The 17343-nt window shown below is 38.8% G+C and carries 10 protein-coding genes; 3 read left to right on the plus strand and 7 right to left on the minus strand.

What is annotated here, in order from left to right:
• Positions 1-229 precede the first annotated feature (229 nt).
• On the plus strand, positions 230-1048 hold the full coding sequence (locus F6K18_RS19995; protein WP_287523271.1) for a metal ABC transporter permease: 819 nt from the start codon (positions 230-232) through the stop codon (positions 1046-1048).
• A 564-nt stretch (positions 1049-1612) separates the two neighbouring features.
• Here the strand turns inward: F6K18_RS19995 and F6K18_RS20000 are convergent.
• The 6 genes from F6K18_RS20000 to glgB form a co-directional block, all read right to left on the minus strand.
• Complete coding sequence (locus tag F6K18_RS20000; protein ID WP_287523273.1) at positions 1613-2323, minus strand: peptidase; 711 nt, start codon at positions 2321-2323, stop codon at positions 1613-1615.
• Between the two features lie 310 nt (positions 2324-2633).
• Positions 2634-2798, minus strand: a complete 165-nt coding sequence (locus F6K18_RS20005; protein WP_353735128.1) for a UPF0175 family protein — start codon at positions 2796-2798, stop codon at positions 2634-2636.
• A gap of 242 nt (positions 2799-3040) precedes the next feature.
• Positions 3041-8275: an NB-ARC domain-containing protein gene (locus F6K18_RS20010; RefSeq protein WP_287523275.1), complete on the minus strand. Its 5235-nt coding sequence runs from the start codon at positions 8273-8275 to the stop codon at positions 3041-3043.
• Positions 8197-8556 carry a hypothetical protein gene (locus tag F6K18_RS20015; RefSeq protein WP_287523276.1) on the minus strand — a complete coding sequence of 120 codons (360 nt, stop codon included), beginning with the start codon at positions 8554-8556 and terminating at the stop codon, positions 8197-8199. The genes F6K18_RS20010 and F6K18_RS20015 overlap by 79 nt, the downstream gene beginning before the upstream one ends.
• A gap of 165 nt (positions 8557-8721) precedes the next feature.
• Positions 8722-9216, minus strand: a complete 495-nt coding sequence (locus tag F6K18_RS20020) for an alpha/beta fold hydrolase (RefSeq protein ID WP_287523277.1) — start codon at positions 9214-9216, stop codon at positions 8722-8724.
• Positions 9217-9363: 147 nt separating this feature from the next.
• Entirely contained in the window at positions 9364-11691 is a 2328-nt protein-coding gene (gene glgB, locus F6K18_RS20025; RefSeq protein ID WP_287523335.1) for a 1,4-alpha-glucan branching enzyme, read from the minus strand.
• Between the two features lie 1111 nt (positions 11692-12802).
• Between glgB and F6K18_RS20030 the strand changes: the two genes are divergently transcribed.
• Positions 12803-13378 (plus strand): hypothetical protein, encoded by a 576-nt coding sequence (locus tag F6K18_RS20030; RefSeq protein ID WP_287523279.1) that lies wholly within the window; start codon positions 12803-12805, stop codon positions 13376-13378.
• Between the two features lie 746 nt (positions 13379-14124).
• Positions 14125-16023, plus strand: a complete 1899-nt coding sequence (locus tag F6K18_RS20035; RefSeq protein ID WP_287523280.1) for a penicillin-binding protein 2 — start codon at positions 14125-14127, stop codon at positions 16021-16023.
• A gap of 593 nt (positions 16024-16616) precedes the next feature.
• Here the strand turns inward: F6K18_RS20035 and surE are convergent.
• Positions 16617-17321: a 5'/3'-nucleotidase SurE gene (surE, locus tag F6K18_RS20040; RefSeq protein WP_287523282.1), complete on the minus strand. Its 705-nt coding sequence runs from the start codon at positions 17319-17321 to the stop codon at positions 16617-16619.
• Positions 17322-17343 lie beyond the last annotated feature (22 nt).

Here is a 17343-nt window from a genome sequence, read left to right on the forward strand (position 1 = left end):
AATCTTGGGATATTCTGACATTTTATGTCTGTATTGAATGGCAGTATAGAGTGCGACAACAGAACAAAAACAACTGTACCTCAGTAGTCTGAGAAACGCTATATCTATAGCAAGTAATGAGTTGGTTAGGACTTATGTTGATGATGAACCTGATACAGAGAAAAGCTTTTGTCACTGTTCCCTGTTCCCTGCTATATAAATAAATTTACTTGAATTGTATTTGATAAATATGGATTTTTCAGAATGGATTAATTTATTTAGTCTACCATTTATGCAGCGAGCAATTATAGGGGGTATTCTATTAGGAATTTTAGGAGGAATTATTGGTGGATTCGTGATTTTACGCCAATTATCTTTATTTGGAAATGCCTTGGGTCATTCCGCTTTTTTAGCTGTAGTATTAGTTGCTTTATTACAGTTACCTCTTATGATCGCTTTGATTATTTTTTTGGTATTATTTGGATTAGGAATAAATTATTTAATTGAAAAGACTAATTTAGGTGGAGATACAATTTTAAGTATTGTAATTGCTAGTTCGGTTGCATTGGGTACAATTGGGTTTAATTTTGTGCCTGGGTATCGAGGAAATTTATTATCTATATTATTTGGTGATATTTTAGCAATTAGTAATCTAGATTTACTTTTTTTAGTTATTTTGTTAATCGTAACATTGAGTTGGTTAGGACTGACTTTACAACAGCAAATATTATTAACTTTAAATTCTGATTTAGCACAAATTCAAGGGATACCAGTACAAAGATATAAATATATATTTATAATTATTTTATCCCTGGCGATCGCTCTGACTATGAGAGCAGTTGGTATTTTGTTGGTGAATGCTTTTTTGGTAATTCCAGCAGCAACAGCTAAGTTGATTTCTCATCAATTTGTACCATTTTTAGGAGTTTCCGCGACAATTGGTGCTATGAGTGGGGTGTTAGGAATGATAGTATCTGGTAGTTTTAATTTACCTTCTGGTCCTAGTATTGTTTTAGTACAGTTAGTAACATTTTTGATAGTAGTATTTTCCGGTCGAGGAAAGTTTTGAATTTATAGCAGAAGGAAGAAGGAAGAAGGAAGAAGGAAGAAGGAAGAAAGAACAATCTTCGGTTGTCTGAGTTTTAATCTTTTGATATATCCTAACCTTTCCTTAGACTGCTATAAAATTGGAGAAAACTTAGGGGTTTTGCTACCTTAGCAGAGTTTAGCAGCACCTATATCGCCACTTTCATGCAATAAACTAAGTACTTATTCCAAATCTAATTGCAAAGGAAACTTACCGAATAATTAAGGTAAAAAGCCTCTCCTTTAAAGGATAAAAAAACGGTCGTTAGCGCAGCTTTCCCATAGTGTGGGATGGCTAGGTTTCCTCGCCATATCCATGAGACCAAGATAAGAAAAAAACTTCCTTTTAGTAAATCTTCTTCTTTTCAAGGAGAGGTCATTTCAGTTATCAGTTATCAGTTATCAGTTATCAGTTATCAGTTATCAGTACCTCTGCAATAAGGAGGCTTGAAATAAGGAATATGTTCTTTTTTTTTATCCCCTTAAAAGGGGAGGCGCATACCCACAATTTTTTGGTAATTATTAATTATTAATTATTAATTATTAATTATTGAAGTCCTAATCTAGTTGTTTGCAAATAAATCCGTTTCAGAGTATTAATATCCCTCGCTGAAATAGGAGGAGGTTCTGCCACCTGAGAATAATACATAACATCAGTTTTCTCAGGACTATGACCCCAAATCCCCAAAGCATGACCAAACTCGTGACGAACAGCAGCAGGGAGATATTTACCTACTTGCATCGGACTTAACCAAATGACAAAACTCTGAGATAAAGTTCCGTTCTCATCTTCATGTAGCTGATAGCGAGTCTCCGCAGAACGCGCTCTTAAATTTCCGGGGGTTAAAGGAGGTCGTTTGTTAAAAATTTTGATATCGGCAATTTCTGGGTTATCTACTATTTGCAAGGGTAAATAAGTATTCCATTCCCAGATAGCATCTATGACAATATTAGCCCATTGACGAGAGCGAGATACTTTTTGCAAGGAGTCAGGAGTTGATTTAACAGAGCTAGAAAATAGGTTATTTTCTGATCTCTCACTCTTTTGAGAAGATTCGACATAAACTTTAATCGGAAACTGCGACCAAATTAAATAACCTACATCCTGAACTTCAATGCGATCGAAATAATCACCGCTATTACTGGTGTCTTTCCATTGTGCCAAAGTAGGTGGTAAGGGGTGAGTTTTTAGAGGAGGTAAATCTTGAGCATTAACCTCTACATTAGGATTTGAAATCAAAAAATAGAAAGCTAGCATCCAAACAGCAAAACCTAGAAAAAATAAGCGCAAATAAACCGATACTATTCTGTTAACAAACATTTTAAGAAAGTGATAGGTTATGAACAAAGGTAATTGGTGGACTAAATAATTAATAATTAACAATGGATAATTGATAATTATTTGATTGCTAACTTTTGTACTAAATTGAAGACTTTTTGCATTCAAAAAGTTTGCTTTTTACTCAAAGTTTAAAATTTTAATCATTATTAATTATCCATTGGTAAAGAGGCTTTAAACCTCTGGAGATTAATTGTCCATGATGAATTATCCATTATCCATTGATAATTTAGGCAGGTTTTAGTTCCTCAGCTAATTCAGCTTCAGTGAGGCTAAAAGTATCTACACCATAATCAGCTAATTTTGTCAAAAATAAGACTTTGGGAATTCCAGCTAAATTTGCAGCCGCACCGGAGGAAAGACGACCTAATTCATAAAGTTTAATAGCAGCAATTAGTTTCTATTTCTTGACTAAGTTATTCAGGGGTTAATTTTAACGCTAAGGCTGTTTCTTCTGGTATATTAATTGTTAGTTGATACATAGGTAGAATCTATTTTTTGTTCAAATATTAATCTAGAAATTATTATGACATAAAATAATCAACTTTAGTATTTTAATTCTCTAGCTTCAGTTGGAGAAACTAATAACTGAAAACTAATAGCTGATAACTGATAACTGATAACTGATAACTGAAATTACCGCCACCACCGGGAAACGTCTTGAATAGCAATGGCTGTGTTTTTGATTGCTTCTTCACCTCCTAAAGAAAAGATGACGGGAGTTAATGCTGTTATGTCTGAGAGTAAGTCGGGGCGAGTGCGGAGGGATAGGGAGTGAAGGATATTTGGCCAGAGGGAGTAAAGTAGAGTTTTTGGCATTTGTGAGAGTTTATCAGCCCAAGCACTGAGAACTGGGGCGCGGTCATACTCATAGTCGTCAATCTGTCTAGCAACAGCCAGTGCTTCTGGTAATACTTCTGGTGTCAATTTATCAGCCAAAGCTATGAGAAATTGGGCGCGATATCCCTCATTTATAATCTGTCTAGCAGCTACCAGTGCTTCTGGTAATACTTCTGGTGTCAATTTATCGACCAAAGGACTGATAACTTCGAGCCGATCATCCTCTTCTTGAATATATCGAGCAGCAGCTAGCGCTTCTGGTAATACTTCAGGAAATTTACTAGCCAAAGCACAGAGACCATAGGCGCTATCTTCCTCATACATCTGTCGAGAAATAGCTAGTGCTTCTGGTAATAATTCTGGTGTCAATTTATTCGCCAGAGCTTTGAGAGTTTCGGCGCAATGATGCTCATTCTGAATCTGTAGAGCAGCAGTCAGTGCTTCTGGTAATAATTCTGGTGTCAATTTATTCGCCAGAGCTTTGAGAGTTTCGGCGCGAAATCTCTCATCCTGAATTTGTAGAGCAGCAGCCAGTACATCTGGTAATATTTCGGGAAATTTATCAGCCAGAGCTTTAAGAGTTTCGGCGCGAAATCTCTCATCCTGAATTTGTAGAGCAGCAGCCAGTACATCTGGTAATATTTCGGGAAATTTATCAGCCAAAGCTTTAAGAGTTTCGGCGCGATATCCCTCATTCCTAATCTGTCGAGCAACAGCTAGTGCTTCTGGTAATAATTCTGGTGTCAATTTATTAGTTAAAGCTATGAGAACTTGGGCGCGAAATCTCTCATCCTGAATCTGTCGAGCAGCAGCCAGTACATCTGGTAATAATTCTGGTGTCAATTTATTAGCCAAAGTACTGAGAACTTGGGCAAAATGGTGATCATTCCTAATCTGTCGAGCAGTAGCCAGAGCTTCTGGTAATAATTCTGGTGGTAGTTTATCACCCACAGCACCAAGAATGCAGGCACGATGGAACTCATTCCTAATCTGTCGAGCGGTAGCTAGTACTTCTGGTAATAATTCTGGTATCAGTTTATTAGCCCAAGTACTGAGAACTTCGGCGCGATGGTACTGATCCCTAATCTGTTGAGCAGTAGCCAGTGCTTCTGGTAATAACTCTGGTGTCAATTTATCAGCTAAGGCTTTGAGAACTTCGGCGCGAAATCTCTCATTCTGAATCTGTCGAGCAGTAGCCAGTACTTCTGGTAATAATTCTGGTGTACATTTATTAGCTAAAGCTTTGAGAACTTCGGTACGATCTCGGTCAGACTGAATCTGTCGAGCAGCAGCTAGTGCTTCTGGTAATAATTCTGGTGTCCATTTATTAGCCAAAGTACTGAGAACTTGGGCACAATGGTACTCATCCCTAATCTGTCGAGCAGCAGCCAGTGCTTCTGGCAATAACTCTGGTGGTAATTTATCAGCTAAAGCTTTGAGAACTTCGGCGCGATTTCTCTCATCCCTAATCTGTCGAGCAATACCCAGTGCTTCTGGTAATAATTCTGGTGGTAATTTATCAGCTAAAGCTTTGAGAACTTCGGCGCGATTTCTCTCATCCCTAATCTGTCGAGCAACACCCAGTGCTTCTGGCAATAACTCTGGTGGTAATTTATCAGCTAAAGCTTTGAGAACTTCGGCGCGACTATGCTCATCCCTAATTTGTCGAGCAACAGCCAGTGCTTCTGGCAATAATTCTGGTGGTAATTTATCAGCCAAAGCACTAAGAACTTGGGCGCGACTATGCTCATCCCTAATTTGTCGAGCAGCAGCTAGTGCTTCTGGTAATAATTCGGGAAATTGATCGGCCAAAGCATTGAGAACTTCGGCGCGATATCCGTGAGACTCAATCTGTCGAGCAATACCCAGTGCTTCTGGTAATAATTCTGGTGGTAATTTATCAGCCATAGCTTTGAGAGTTTTGGCGCAATGGTACTCATCCCTAATCTGTCGAGCAGCAGCCAGTGCTTCTGGTAATAACTCTGGTGGTAATTTATCAGCCATAGCACTGAGAACTTGGGCGCGATATCCGTGAGACTCAATCTGTCGAGCAGCAGCTAGTGCTTCTGGTAATAATACTGGTGGTAATTTATCAGCTAAAGCACTGAGAACTTGGGAGCGATATCCGTGAGACTCAATCTGTTGAGCAGCAGCCAGTGCTTCTGGTAATAACTCTGGTGGTAATTTATTAGCCATAGCTTTGAGAGCTTTGGCCAGATATATTTCATCCTGAATCTGTCTAGCAACAGCCAGTGCTTCTGGTAATAATTCGGGAAATTTATCAGCTAAAGCACTGAGAACTTCGGCGCGATATCTGTGAGACTCAATCTGTTGAGCAGCAGCCAGTGCTTCTGGTAATAACTCTGGTGGTAATTTATTAGCCATAGCTTTGAGAGCTTCGGCCCGATGATCCTCATCCTGAATCTGTCGAGCAACAGCCAGTGCTTCTGGTAATAATTCGGGAAATTTATCAGCCATAGCTTTGAGAACTTGGGCGCAACTATACTCATCCCTAATTTGTCGAGCAGCAGCCAGTGCTTCTGGTAATAACTCTGGTGGTAATTTATTAGCCATAGCTTTGAGAGCTTCGGCCCGATGATCCTCATCCTGAATCTGTCGAGCAACAGCCAGTGCTTCTGGTAATAATTCGGGAAATTTATCAGCCATAGCTTTGAGAACTTGGGCGCAACTATACTCATCCCTAATTTGTCGAGCAGCAGCCAGTGCTTCTGGTAATAATTCTGGTGGAAATTTATCAGCCATAGCTTTGAGAGCTTCGGCGCGATCATCCTCATCCTGAATCTGTCGAGCAGCAGCCAGTGCTTCTGGTAATAATTCTGGTGGAAATTTATCAGCCATAGCTTTGAGAACTTCGGCGCAAAATCTCTCATCCCTAATTTGTCGAGCAACAGCTAGTGCTTCTGGTAATAATTCTGGTGGAAATTTATCAGCCAGAGCACAGATAGCTTGGGTGCGACTATACTCAAACTGAATCTGTCGAGCAGCAGCCAGTGCTTCTGGTAATAACCCTGGTGGTAATTTATTAGCCAAAGCACTAAGAACTTGGGCGCGACGAAACTCATCCTGAATCTGTCGAGTAGTAGTCAGTGCTTCTGGTAATAATTCGGGAAATTTATCAACCAAAGCTTTGAGAACTTCGGCGCGATGGTACTCATCCCTAATTTGTCGAGCAATACCCAGTGCTTCTGGTAATAACTCTGGTGTTAATTTATCGGCCAAAGCTTTGAGAACTTCGGCGCGATATCCATCATCCCTAATCTGTCGAGCCAAAGTTAGTGCTTCTGGTAATAATTCTGATGTCAATTTATTAGCCCAAACACTAAGAACTGGGACGTGATTTCTCTGATCCCAAATCTGTCGAGCAGCAGACAGAGCTTCTGAAATAGCTAGTTTTTTTAAGTTGGCTGGCAAATAATCAACTAATTTTGCTAGAGAGTCTACTTTATCCTCTGGATTTGGCTTTTGTAATGCGTAGACTAACCCTTGTTCGGGAGACCAGAAATCATGTTTAACCAAAGCCACCAACAAATCTATTGGTAAATTCCCTGCCAAACTATTAATAGAAGCAGTTATCAAAGCATAACGACATTGCCAACTAATAACTTCAGGCAACCTACCTTCATCTGAGTCAATTTCTGCCAACTCCCAAGCTTGACCCACATTATTAATAAACAGCCCGGGTTTGCCCAAATGTTCGCACGTTTCATACCAAGCATTACCCCCACTTTTCGACTCCTCCGCTAATAACCCATGAATTTCCTCTATTTTCCCTGCTTTTTCCAAATGCCAAACTAGATGCTGATGAATATAACCATCATTGGGTAAGGTATGCCAAAGATTATTATCTGTTAACCTTCTGTATTTCTCTAAAAATATTCCGTGAGCTTCAGTTAGACTAATACCCAACCCCGACAAATTACTTTCTTCTGTCGGATGTAACGACGCACTCAACAAATAACGTGCTAAATCGTGAAATAAGTCATGTAAACGATAAGTAGACTTGCCATCAGCTAAAATCACACCATCTAACAACAACGCCTTATTCCGCAAATACCCCAACTTATCCCTCGCATCCTGTTCATCCAACTCCCAAAGTACCGCCGTCATTCCTGGAGTAATCTGAACATCCTCCGGCAATATTCCCAACCAAATAAAATTATCCCTGGTTTCCTGTGGCAGTTGCTTAATACTCAAATTCAAGGAAGCAGTCAAACTCAACCGTTTTAAACTAGCCTCATCAGTAACATCCTCTGCACCTTCTCTATCCAAGGTTTTTAACTCAACAATTTCCCCTTGAATATCCTCTAACAGCACTCCCCAAGACATACCATCCGCAACTTGAGCTGCTGCCAACTCCAAAGCTAAAGGCAAATATCCCAGTTCCTTAACTAAAGCCTCCGCCTGTTTTGCTTCCTCTCCCGTAATTTCACACCCTAACTTTTGAGTGAGAAGTTGCATTGACTGGGATAAAGTCATCACATCCAGACTGTAAGTTTCAGCTTTTAAGAAATCGGCGATCGCCTTTTCCCTTGTCGTGACCAAAACCTGACAGCGCGGACCACCGAGATTAAATATTTGAGCATGGTCTGGACTCCAAGCATCATCGACCACCAATAGCACAGATTTGTCATAAAGTAAAGTCCGTAAATGATTAGCAGTCGCCTCCACACTTGTTGGTTTGAAATTATAGTCACCCAATGCTTGCACCCAACCACTGAGCATCGGCAGAATATTAGGTTCTTGACCCAAAGTTACCCAGAGAATACCATCAGAAAAACGAGATTGTACCTCGTCATCATAAGCTAAAGCCGTGGCCAGAGTAGATTTACCCACAGCACCCAAACCGTGGATAGCTGTCACCACAATAGCTTGGGTATCCGATGAATTTTTCAGTAGGTTAGCCTTTAAATTGTCACTGTATTCCGGGCGGTCTACATAGTATCTTGGTAGAGGTGGTGCTTGGAATAAGTCAATTCTAACTGTTCTGTTGTAACTAGAGTTGGAAAACATTTTTTCACAAATTTTTTTACAGAAAGATAAACCAAATCATTTTTTCCAAGTTTAGCAATAGAATTGTGGTCTGCTGGAATAGCAACAGGTTTGACATCCTTAATTCCTGGGTTAGCGCTATCCTCATCCACAACCAAAACCCCTCTCATGGGTTGAGTTTCATAGAATACCTGAGTTTTAATTCCTAAGTTATCAACGTTTTGTCGATACCACTCATTAAGTTGGCGTAACTGAGGCGTATGCAGTTTTAATTCCTGAATATTGACTGTTGCTCTCGTCAAAACATTGAACCTATCCCACTATTTTTAACAGGCTTATTTGTTGAAATTAAATATACTTTAAAAGCTTAATTTTTCGTTTTTAACTCTCAAAATATTTAGGGTTTTTAGCAAAAATCTTATTACTGGGATAGGTTCATTAAAATTATCAATTAAATTAGCCAAATGTTAGCCTTGATGGGGAGTGGATAAAAATACAATCCCTTGAGTCTGTTTGATAATAGCTTTTTTAGCATCAAAATTTTGAGCTGTACGAATTAAATCTTTAACAACCAACCCACCCATACTGTGAGTCACAAATATCAGGGGGCGATCGCCTATATCATTAACGTCAAGATATTCCAGTAAATTACTTGCTAGGTCAAAACGGGGCATTCCCTGACCAACATATCCAAAGCGAGGCGTATCATATCCAAAAGTCCAGACATTTGCTTGTAATTCCTCCCCCAACCAAAACGGCCAAAAGTCCAAATCTTGATTATCTCTTTTGCTTTGAGGATGCCATGTACCCCAGGGGTGGCCAGCCAAACCATGAACAAAAACTATATCACCTCTAGGCTGAGACTTTTTACACTGAAATACTGATGATAAACCAAGCATATTCTCCTCTGTTATATTATTTTCAGTTAGGGGAGAGGAACGGGCAAGATGCCCATTCCACAAGATTACAAGACTACAAGATTACAAGACTACAAAACTATTAAAATCATCCCGCATTTATGCAATGCCATCTTTTCAATTTTGCTTTAATAGCTCTCAGTCATTTAACCTTCAGAAATAGTTTCAGCTTCAGTAATAGCTCTCAGTCATTTAACTTTCAGAAACAGTTTCAGTTTCAGTTTCTGTCTCCTGAGACTGGTCCATCACTGCTAACGTTTTCTCCCGGTCTAACTTCAAGACTAAAATACCCAAAGGAGGCAAACATAAATCCAAAGACTGTTGATAACTATGGAAGAACCAATCATCAGTCCACTTACCACCCAAATTACCCATATTGCTGCCACCATAATTACCAGCATCACTATTAAATATTTCAGTATAGAACCCTGGTTCAGGTACACCGATACGATAGTGACTATGGGGTTGAGGAGTAAAATTGCAAACCGCTACCACAAATTCGTTCCCATCTTTAGCGCGACGAATAAACGACACCACACTATGATTATTATCACTACAATCTATCCACTGGAATCCTTCCTCATTACAATCTTGTTCATACAAAGCAGGTTGAGAACGATAGAGGTGATTCACATCCCGGAAAAATCGCTTCATTCCTTGGTGAGCATCAAATTGGAGCAAATGCCATTCTAAATCGCCCCAAACATCCCATTCACCCCATTGAGGAAACTCCATCCCCATAAACATAGTTTTCTTACCAGGGTGGGTAAACATATAAGCAAACAACGCCCGAACATTAGCAAACTTCTGCCAATCATCCCCAGGCATTTTACCCAACATATTACTCTTACAATGTACAACCTCATCGTGAGACAGAGCTAACATATAATTCTCACTGTGGTGATACCAAATACTGAAAGTAACATTATTCTGGTGGAACTGTCGGAACCAAGGGTCCATTTCAAAATAGTCCAGCATATCGTGCATCCAACCCATGTTCCACTTGAGGTTGAAGCCCAAACCACCAACATAAGTAGGCCAAGTTACCATTGGCCAGGCAGTAGATTCTTCTGCAATGCAGAGAGTACCAGGATAGTAACCAAAAATCAAATGATTAACCTGACGGAGGAAATCAGCAGCTTCGATATATTCTACACCTCCGTATTGGTTAGCAACCCATTCACCGTCGGGTCTCATATAGTTGTGGTAGACCATAGAAGCAACCGCATCTACCCTAAAACCATCAATGTGATACTTTTCAAACCAGAAAAGTGCATTTGCAACTAGGAAATTACGGACTTCATTACGACCATAGTCAAATACTAAAGTACCCCATTGCTTGTGTTCGCCTTTGCGGGGGTCTGGATGTTCATAGAGATGAGTACCATCAAAGAACGCTAAACCATGTCCATCTTTTGGAAAATGTCCCGGTACCCAGTCTACAATTACGCCAATACCATTTTCATGGCATTTGTCCACAAAGTACATGAAATCTTCAGCATTACCGTAGCGAGAAGTAGGGGCAAAAAATCCTGTTACCTGATAACCCCAAGAACCATCAAAAGGATGTTCTGCTACAGGCAACATTTCAATATGGGTGTAGCCTAAATCTTTAACATAGGAAACCAGGCGATCTGCTAATTCTCGGTAGGTAAGAAAACGAGCATCAGGTCTGAGTTCCGAGACTTGAACTACAGCCTCAGTTTTCCCATCAGGCAGTTTAGCAGGTTCAGCAGCAGAGGCATGAATCCAAGAACCCAGGTGGCATTCATAGACAGAAATAGGTTGAGTGAGGGGGTCGGTATGGCGACGTTTCTCCATCCATTCTTGGTCATTCCAAGTATATGAGTCTAGGTCAACAACAATGGAAGCTGTTTTGGGCCTTACTTCCTGTTGATATCCATAAGGGTCACTTTTTTCGTAGATATGTCCTTCCCAGTTTTTCACCTCATATTTGTAGTGTTCTCCAGGGCTAATATCAGGAATGAATAATTCCCAGATACCTGTGTGGCCTTTCCGCATTTGGTGTTTACGACCATCCCAATAGTTGAAGTTTCCTAAAATTGAAACGTTACGAGCATTGGGTGCCCAAACAGCAAAATAGACTCCTTTGACTCCGTTAACTTCAGTGATATGTGCCCCTAGTTTTTCGTAGATGCGGTGATGGTTTCCTTCTCCAAAGAGTTGAAGGTCGAAGTCTGTGAGTTTCGGAGAGCGGAAAGCGTAGGAGTCGTAGATGACTCGTTCGTGTTCTCCTTCTTTGATTTTGAGTTGATAGTTGGCCAGTTCTGGAACGTCTATTACACATTCAAAGAAATGTGGATTATGGACTGACTGCATTGGGTATTCTTTCCGATCTACCGGTGAAATGACCGAGACAGCTTCAGCACTTGGTTGGTAGGCTCGGATTACTGTCACAGTTTTGCCATCTTGTTCTATCTGATGGACACCAAGGACTTGAAAAGGGTCATGGTGATGGTTCCAAACTATTTGGTTAACTTGGTCTGCAGAAATCGTCATGTTTGTCAATATAATTTTGTTAACAATTAATTAGGAAGGCTCCAGAATGGGAAAAGATATGCTAGTCGATGCTTTATTAGCACATATTCTCCAAATATTGGGCATACACAGCTAATGTCTAAGGGTTAAACAATAATTCAACTTTCACCTTTTTACCATGACAAGTGCTTCTGACACGCTCAATAGTTATAAAAGGATTTTTTGTTTTACACAATTAATGTTAAGTATACAAATTATGAATACAAATTCGTTATTCACTTACTCCCTATCTTGGTGCACTTTCCCTCTCTTGGTCGGTATTCCCATGGTGAGGAGACTGTTCCCTATGGTCCCGGAAGGGGAACGTCGGGTTTGGACTACTTGCGACTGTCGTCGTCGCGGGGTCGCACTGCTACTCCCTGTTCTCAATAAGGTGTAGCAAAAATGCGTAAGATTTGATCTAAGAGGCAGCATTCTGTAGGAAAAAGCGTCAGCTTTGTGTCAGGAAAATGTACCTTATGGTGCAGATATTCTCTCGACATTAAAGAGAAAATTATCCCTAAAAGAAGCTTATATAATTCTATTTTCTATATACCTCTATGTGTTTTGTCTTTATTTATCTATTCTTCCTTTAAATTAAATTTTTGTCTATTTAATCGGTGACTATTGGGACATTTAAATGGATTTTATGACAAATGCGATCGACTATTAAAAAATTAAATTTGATGGGAAATTGTATCTAAATCAGCATAGATACTTTGCAGTTTAATTACAATTGGGAAAATATTAACTAAGATTAATATTAATTTGTACGACTAAATGTTGTATAGCTATTCAAAATAAATTACGATCGATTAAATAAGAACTAAATTGGTATATTAACATTGCTATTTAAAAGTTTTAGCTTCAAAATTTTTCATATACAATTAAAGTAATCTGATATAATAGATAATCTTTTACAATAATTGTCAAGGTAGGAAATACAACTAAAACTATCAATCAAATAACTTAGAAGCTGATAGATATAAAAATTCAAATTAAAATTTGAATGGGAAATTAAAACATATACTCAAAATTAGATACTGTTATATTTTGTATGCTTATAAATTAGATGTCAGTATAGGTAAATTATATGGTTGCAGTTAGAAGTACATTTTTAGCCCCAAACAATAAGTCCCCAAAAACAAATTTGTCTGTCGTCTCAAAAAAATCAGCTCGCCGACAAAAACTAACGTATGAAGAAAATTTATCTCATAGTAGCTATGCTTCAGAAAATAGTAGGGACTCACAAATAATTCAAGAACAGAATTTGGCTCAAGTCATATCCTTACCTAAGTCCAAACCACTCTGGTTAAAATCTTTGATGGCGACACAACTAACTTCATCCATGGTAACAGTATTATTAGCAAGTACCAGTGTAGCAATTTATGGCTGGACAATTTATGGTCAGTCGAAATGGACGACAGAATATCAAAAATTACAAAAACTTAGACAAAAAGAACAACAGATAAGTGTGGCTAATGAGTTATTGAAAAATCAAATAGCTGAACAAGCTTCAAATTCTGATAATGGTTTAGTTTCACAAAATTCTGTAAAGCGGATATTTTTAGACCCAGCACCTCCACGTCCTGCTCCTAATGCTCCTAAACCTTATCTAGAATCTACTTCTGGTCATAAATATCTGCTCAAAACACCAGTGGGATATTAAATAGCATTTCTTACGGAATGCTTTTTGGGGATTTGAATCCTGCCTGAAACTATGAGCTGTGTAGACAGTGAGGATTTAAACCTAAGCTCGATCTTTTCCCTTATTGGTTTAATAACCCACCATCACCTGCAGTTTTAATAGGGTTGATGAGGTGAGAATTACCATTGACCCCATTCTCAGCTCTACCAACTATCAACTACTTACTACTTCTTCAAGCACTTAATCAAACAATACTTTGCTTACTGATAAATGCTTCCTTGTATCATGGCCGTTGAATACAGAGCACTCTGGAAAATACAGAATAACTCTATTCCTAAGTAGGAATACATCGTCCATCATTTCGGAGTATTAGTATTAGTCATAGACATTTATTTGAGAGTCTAATTAAACAGATCATTAGTATTAATAATTGGTATTACCGGACATAATATTACTTGAAAATCAACAGTTTCGTGGAACCCATACTTTTACCCCATTAATTAATCAACATTCTTGGAAGACTGAAAGCATTTGTCCTTCTCCACGGATAAGTCTTCTTCGCTCTATCTGTAGATTTTTTTGACCATTGATGGCTTCACAAACAAGCAAACAACTAAATTAGTTAATATTTAACTCAAAGGAAGAAAATTAAAGAAGGCAAGGGTTTAAATCTCCCACTTCTTAAAGTTGCTTACATTAAATTAGAGATTTAACCACAAATTAATGCTTCTTCTTTCCTGATTAATTATTATTAATAAATAACTCAAATGTCTGGTTATAACTATACTTCAAATACTCAAGTTCGTCGTAAGTATTTCAAAAACAAACAAACAGAACAATCTAGTTCTAAACTCAAAAATAAAAAGTCTCAAAGTGAAACATATTCTGTCAAAAATACTCATCAAAAATTATTATCAATGCCCTCTCGCCAAAAACCAGAAAAATGTCAAAAATCTAGACTTTACCAGGTCTGGGTACTTTTAATACTTGGCTTATTAGGATTAATAATTAACCTATTCTACTTACAAGTGTTGCGAGGCAAAGCATTACAAGAACAAGCAAAACACCAGCAAACTGAAGAATCAATTCCTTTCGTTCCCAGACGCCCAATAGTTGATAGAAATGGCAATACTTTAGCAATTGATAAAATAGCCTATACCCTCTATGCTCATCCCCAAATTTTTAATCGTTCAAAACAAGAAGTTGCTTATCAATTATCAACTATTTTAGAAGGAGCAAATTTAGAGAAAACCCTAACTTCAAATGACCTACTCCAAATGTTCAATGAAAGAGAGACAGGTATAAAAGTTGCCGACTTCATACCTCAAGAAACTACAGATAAAATTACTAATTTATTTGTTGATGGCTTAGAATTAATTCAACATCCACAACGTGTTTATCCTCAAAAAGAACTAGCTGCTGAAGTAGTAGGATATGTAGATGGAGAAAGTATAGGTCAAGCTGGGATTGAATATAGCCAACAAAATCTCTTAGAGCGCTCTGTACCAAAAATCCAATTTCGGCGCTTAATCAAAGGTGTTCTTGTTCCAGACAAACTAACTACAGGTTTTCTACAGTTAGATGACCTTTCTTTGCATCTAACTATTGACTCTCGCTTGCAACGAGCAACACGAACTATCCTCAAAGAACAATTAGAAGAGTATGAGGCCAAACGAGGTACTGTGATAGTGATGGACGCTAATGATGGTTCTATACTCTCTCTAGTATCAGAACCTTCTTATGACCCCAATCAATACTATAACTATGACGTAACACTATTCAAAAATTGGGCTGTAACAGATGTTTATGAGCCAGGTTCTACTTTTAAACCAGTAAATGTGGCCTTAGCTTTAGAAGTAGGAGCAATTGAGGGAGATAGTGTATTTTACGACACAGGTAGAATAGTCATCGGAAATTGGCCTATATTTAACTCCGATGGTAGCGGTGGGGCACGCACTGTGACTGAGATTATTCAACACTCCAGTAATGTAGGTATGGTGAAAATTGTTGAACAAATGCCTCGAGCTGTTTTCTATGATGGCCTTAAACGCTTAGGATTAGGAGGTACTACTGGTACAGACCTTCCCTTTGAAGCACCGAGTATTTTAAAGGGCCGCAACCAGTTTTTAATGGTACCAGTGGAAGCTGCTACTACTGCTTTTGGCCAGGGATTTTCTCTTACTCCTCTACAACTAGCACAGCTTAATGCAGCTTTAGCAAATGGGGGTAAGTTAGTGACGCCTCATGTGATGCGTGGTTTGTTTGATAGTAAAGGACAACCATATTGGCAGTTGTCTTTGCCAAGTCCTAGACAGGTGTTTTCTTCTAAGACTACGACAGAAGTATTGGCAATGATGGAAAGGGTGGTTGAAAGTGGTACTGGTAAAAGAGCCAAAATTCGTGGATATCGAATTGCGGGTAAAACTGGTACGGCTCAAAAAGCTTCTGAGACTGGGGGTTATTCTAAGAAGGCTAAGATTACGAGTTTTGTTGGTATTTTACCAATGGAGTCTCCCCGTTATGTGGTTTTGGCGGTTATTGATGAACCTATTAAGGGTAGTGGGGGAAAGGTGGCAGCTCCTATTGTTAAGTCGGTCATTAAGTCTTTGATTAATATTGAGCAAATTCCTCCTTCTGGTATCAGGTCTGTGCAAAGTCAAAATTAAATTCGGTGTTGGTGAAAAGAGGTATGATATATTGTCCGGATAAGAGTGCAAACAAAAAACTTTCTCCTTCTATTCCTTATTTCTTCTTCTTTCTTCCCTCCTGAATCGGTCCTCCCCCTCCTGGGAGGGGTTAGGGGTGGGTTGACTCCTAAGTAATTAAGATTAATATCATACCCGCGCTTTACCAACGCCTTTGGGTGAGGGTAGGAGTCAGGAGACAGGAGACAGGAGACAGGAGAAACAGGAATTACAAAGGATGTGGTCGAATATTTTGTCCTTGAATTTTTCTACCCTTGTCTGCTCAAAATGCTAACTTTTTGGTCGCTCCAGCTTAAATATTGTTGCACTTTTTTTTGTTCTAAAAAGGCACTTACCTTTATCTATCAATCCTTTGAGAATTAATCAGCAAGCTATAACTATCATGTCCGGATAATTAGTGATGAAAAAATTTTCTCCTCTTCTTCTTTCTTATTTCCCCTTCATTTCTTCTTCTTCCTTGTTTTTCCCTACTGACTCCTGAGGACTGACTTCTGACTTCTCTCTAGTTATTTATAACTATTCAACCGGACATAATATAAATGTTTAATAGTTGATTAAAGTTGAATCTTGGTAATCGCAATATTACCAGCAAAGCAAACATCTACATCCGTACCAGGAGTGCGGTCGCGTTCTCCATATTTTCCGGTATAATAAAAATCTTCTCCTTCCATTTGATAAGCTACTGGTAATGGTTGGGTTGATGGTGTGCAAAATACCATTTTTGGATCTGGTGCTTCGGGTTCTAAATAAGGAAAGTTTACATTCCAAAAAGCTCCTGGTTCAAGGGGGCGGTTGAGTAAATCTGCTAATACTATTTCTGCTAAACGAGTTACTCTTTCCCAATTCACAGGTTTTTTTGCTTGACGATATTGAGAAAGGGCGATTCCTGGAATTCTGTGGAATGCTGCTTCCCTTACTGCTGCTACTGTACCAGATATGTAGACATCTACACCCATGTTACCCCCTGAGTTAATACCTGAAAGTACCCATTTGACATTATTGTCGATGTGTGTTAGGGCAATTCTAGTACAATCTGCTGGTGTACCGGCGATCGCATACTCAACCTCAGACAGAGTTTGGATATTAATTGGTTCTTGAGTCGTAACTTGATGTCCACAGCCAGATAATTGTTCTTGAGGAGCGACAATTATACTTTTTTTAGAAGATGCTAAAGGTAAATTGACATTATTGACAGCTTCCCAAAGTGCTTTAATGCCAGGAGCATTAATTCCATCATCGTTGGTGAGAATAAAGGTCATACTTTTTAAGAATTTGAGTTTA

Source organism: Okeania sp. SIO2C2 (genome assembly GCF_010692625.1).
In the GTDB taxonomy this organism is placed as follows: Bacteria; Cyanobacteriota; Cyanobacteriia; order Cyanobacteriales; family Microcoleaceae; genus Okeania; species Okeania hirsuta.

Bases quoted from the DNA above. Each gene is read 5' to 3' on its own strand.
- F6K18_RS20030 (WP_287523279.1), top strand. From the start codon at position 12,803: ATGGTTGCAGTTAGAAGTACATTTTTAGCCCCAAACAATAAGTCCCCA.
- F6K18_RS20000 (WP_287523273.1), bottom strand. From the start codon at position 2,323: ATGCTAGCTTTCTATTTTTTGATTTCAAATCCTAATGTAGAGGTTAAT.
- glgB (WP_287523335.1), bottom strand. From the start codon at position 11,691: ATGACGATTTCTGCAGACCAAGTTAACCAAATAGTTTGGAACCATCAC.
- F6K18_RS20035 (WP_287523280.1), top strand. From the start codon at position 14,125: ATGTCTGGTTATAACTATACTTCAAATACTCAAGTTCGTCGTAAGTAT.
- surE (WP_287523282.1), bottom strand. From the start codon at position 17,321: ATGACCTTTATTCTCACCAACGATGATGGAATTAATGCTCCTGGCATT.
- F6K18_RS20010 (WP_287523275.1), bottom strand. From the start codon at position 8,275: ATGTTTTCCAACTCTAGTTACAACAGAACAGTTAGAATTGACTTATTC.
- F6K18_RS19995 (WP_287523271.1), top strand. From the start codon at position 230: ATGGATTTTTCAGAATGGATTAATTTATTTAGTCTACCATTTATGCAG.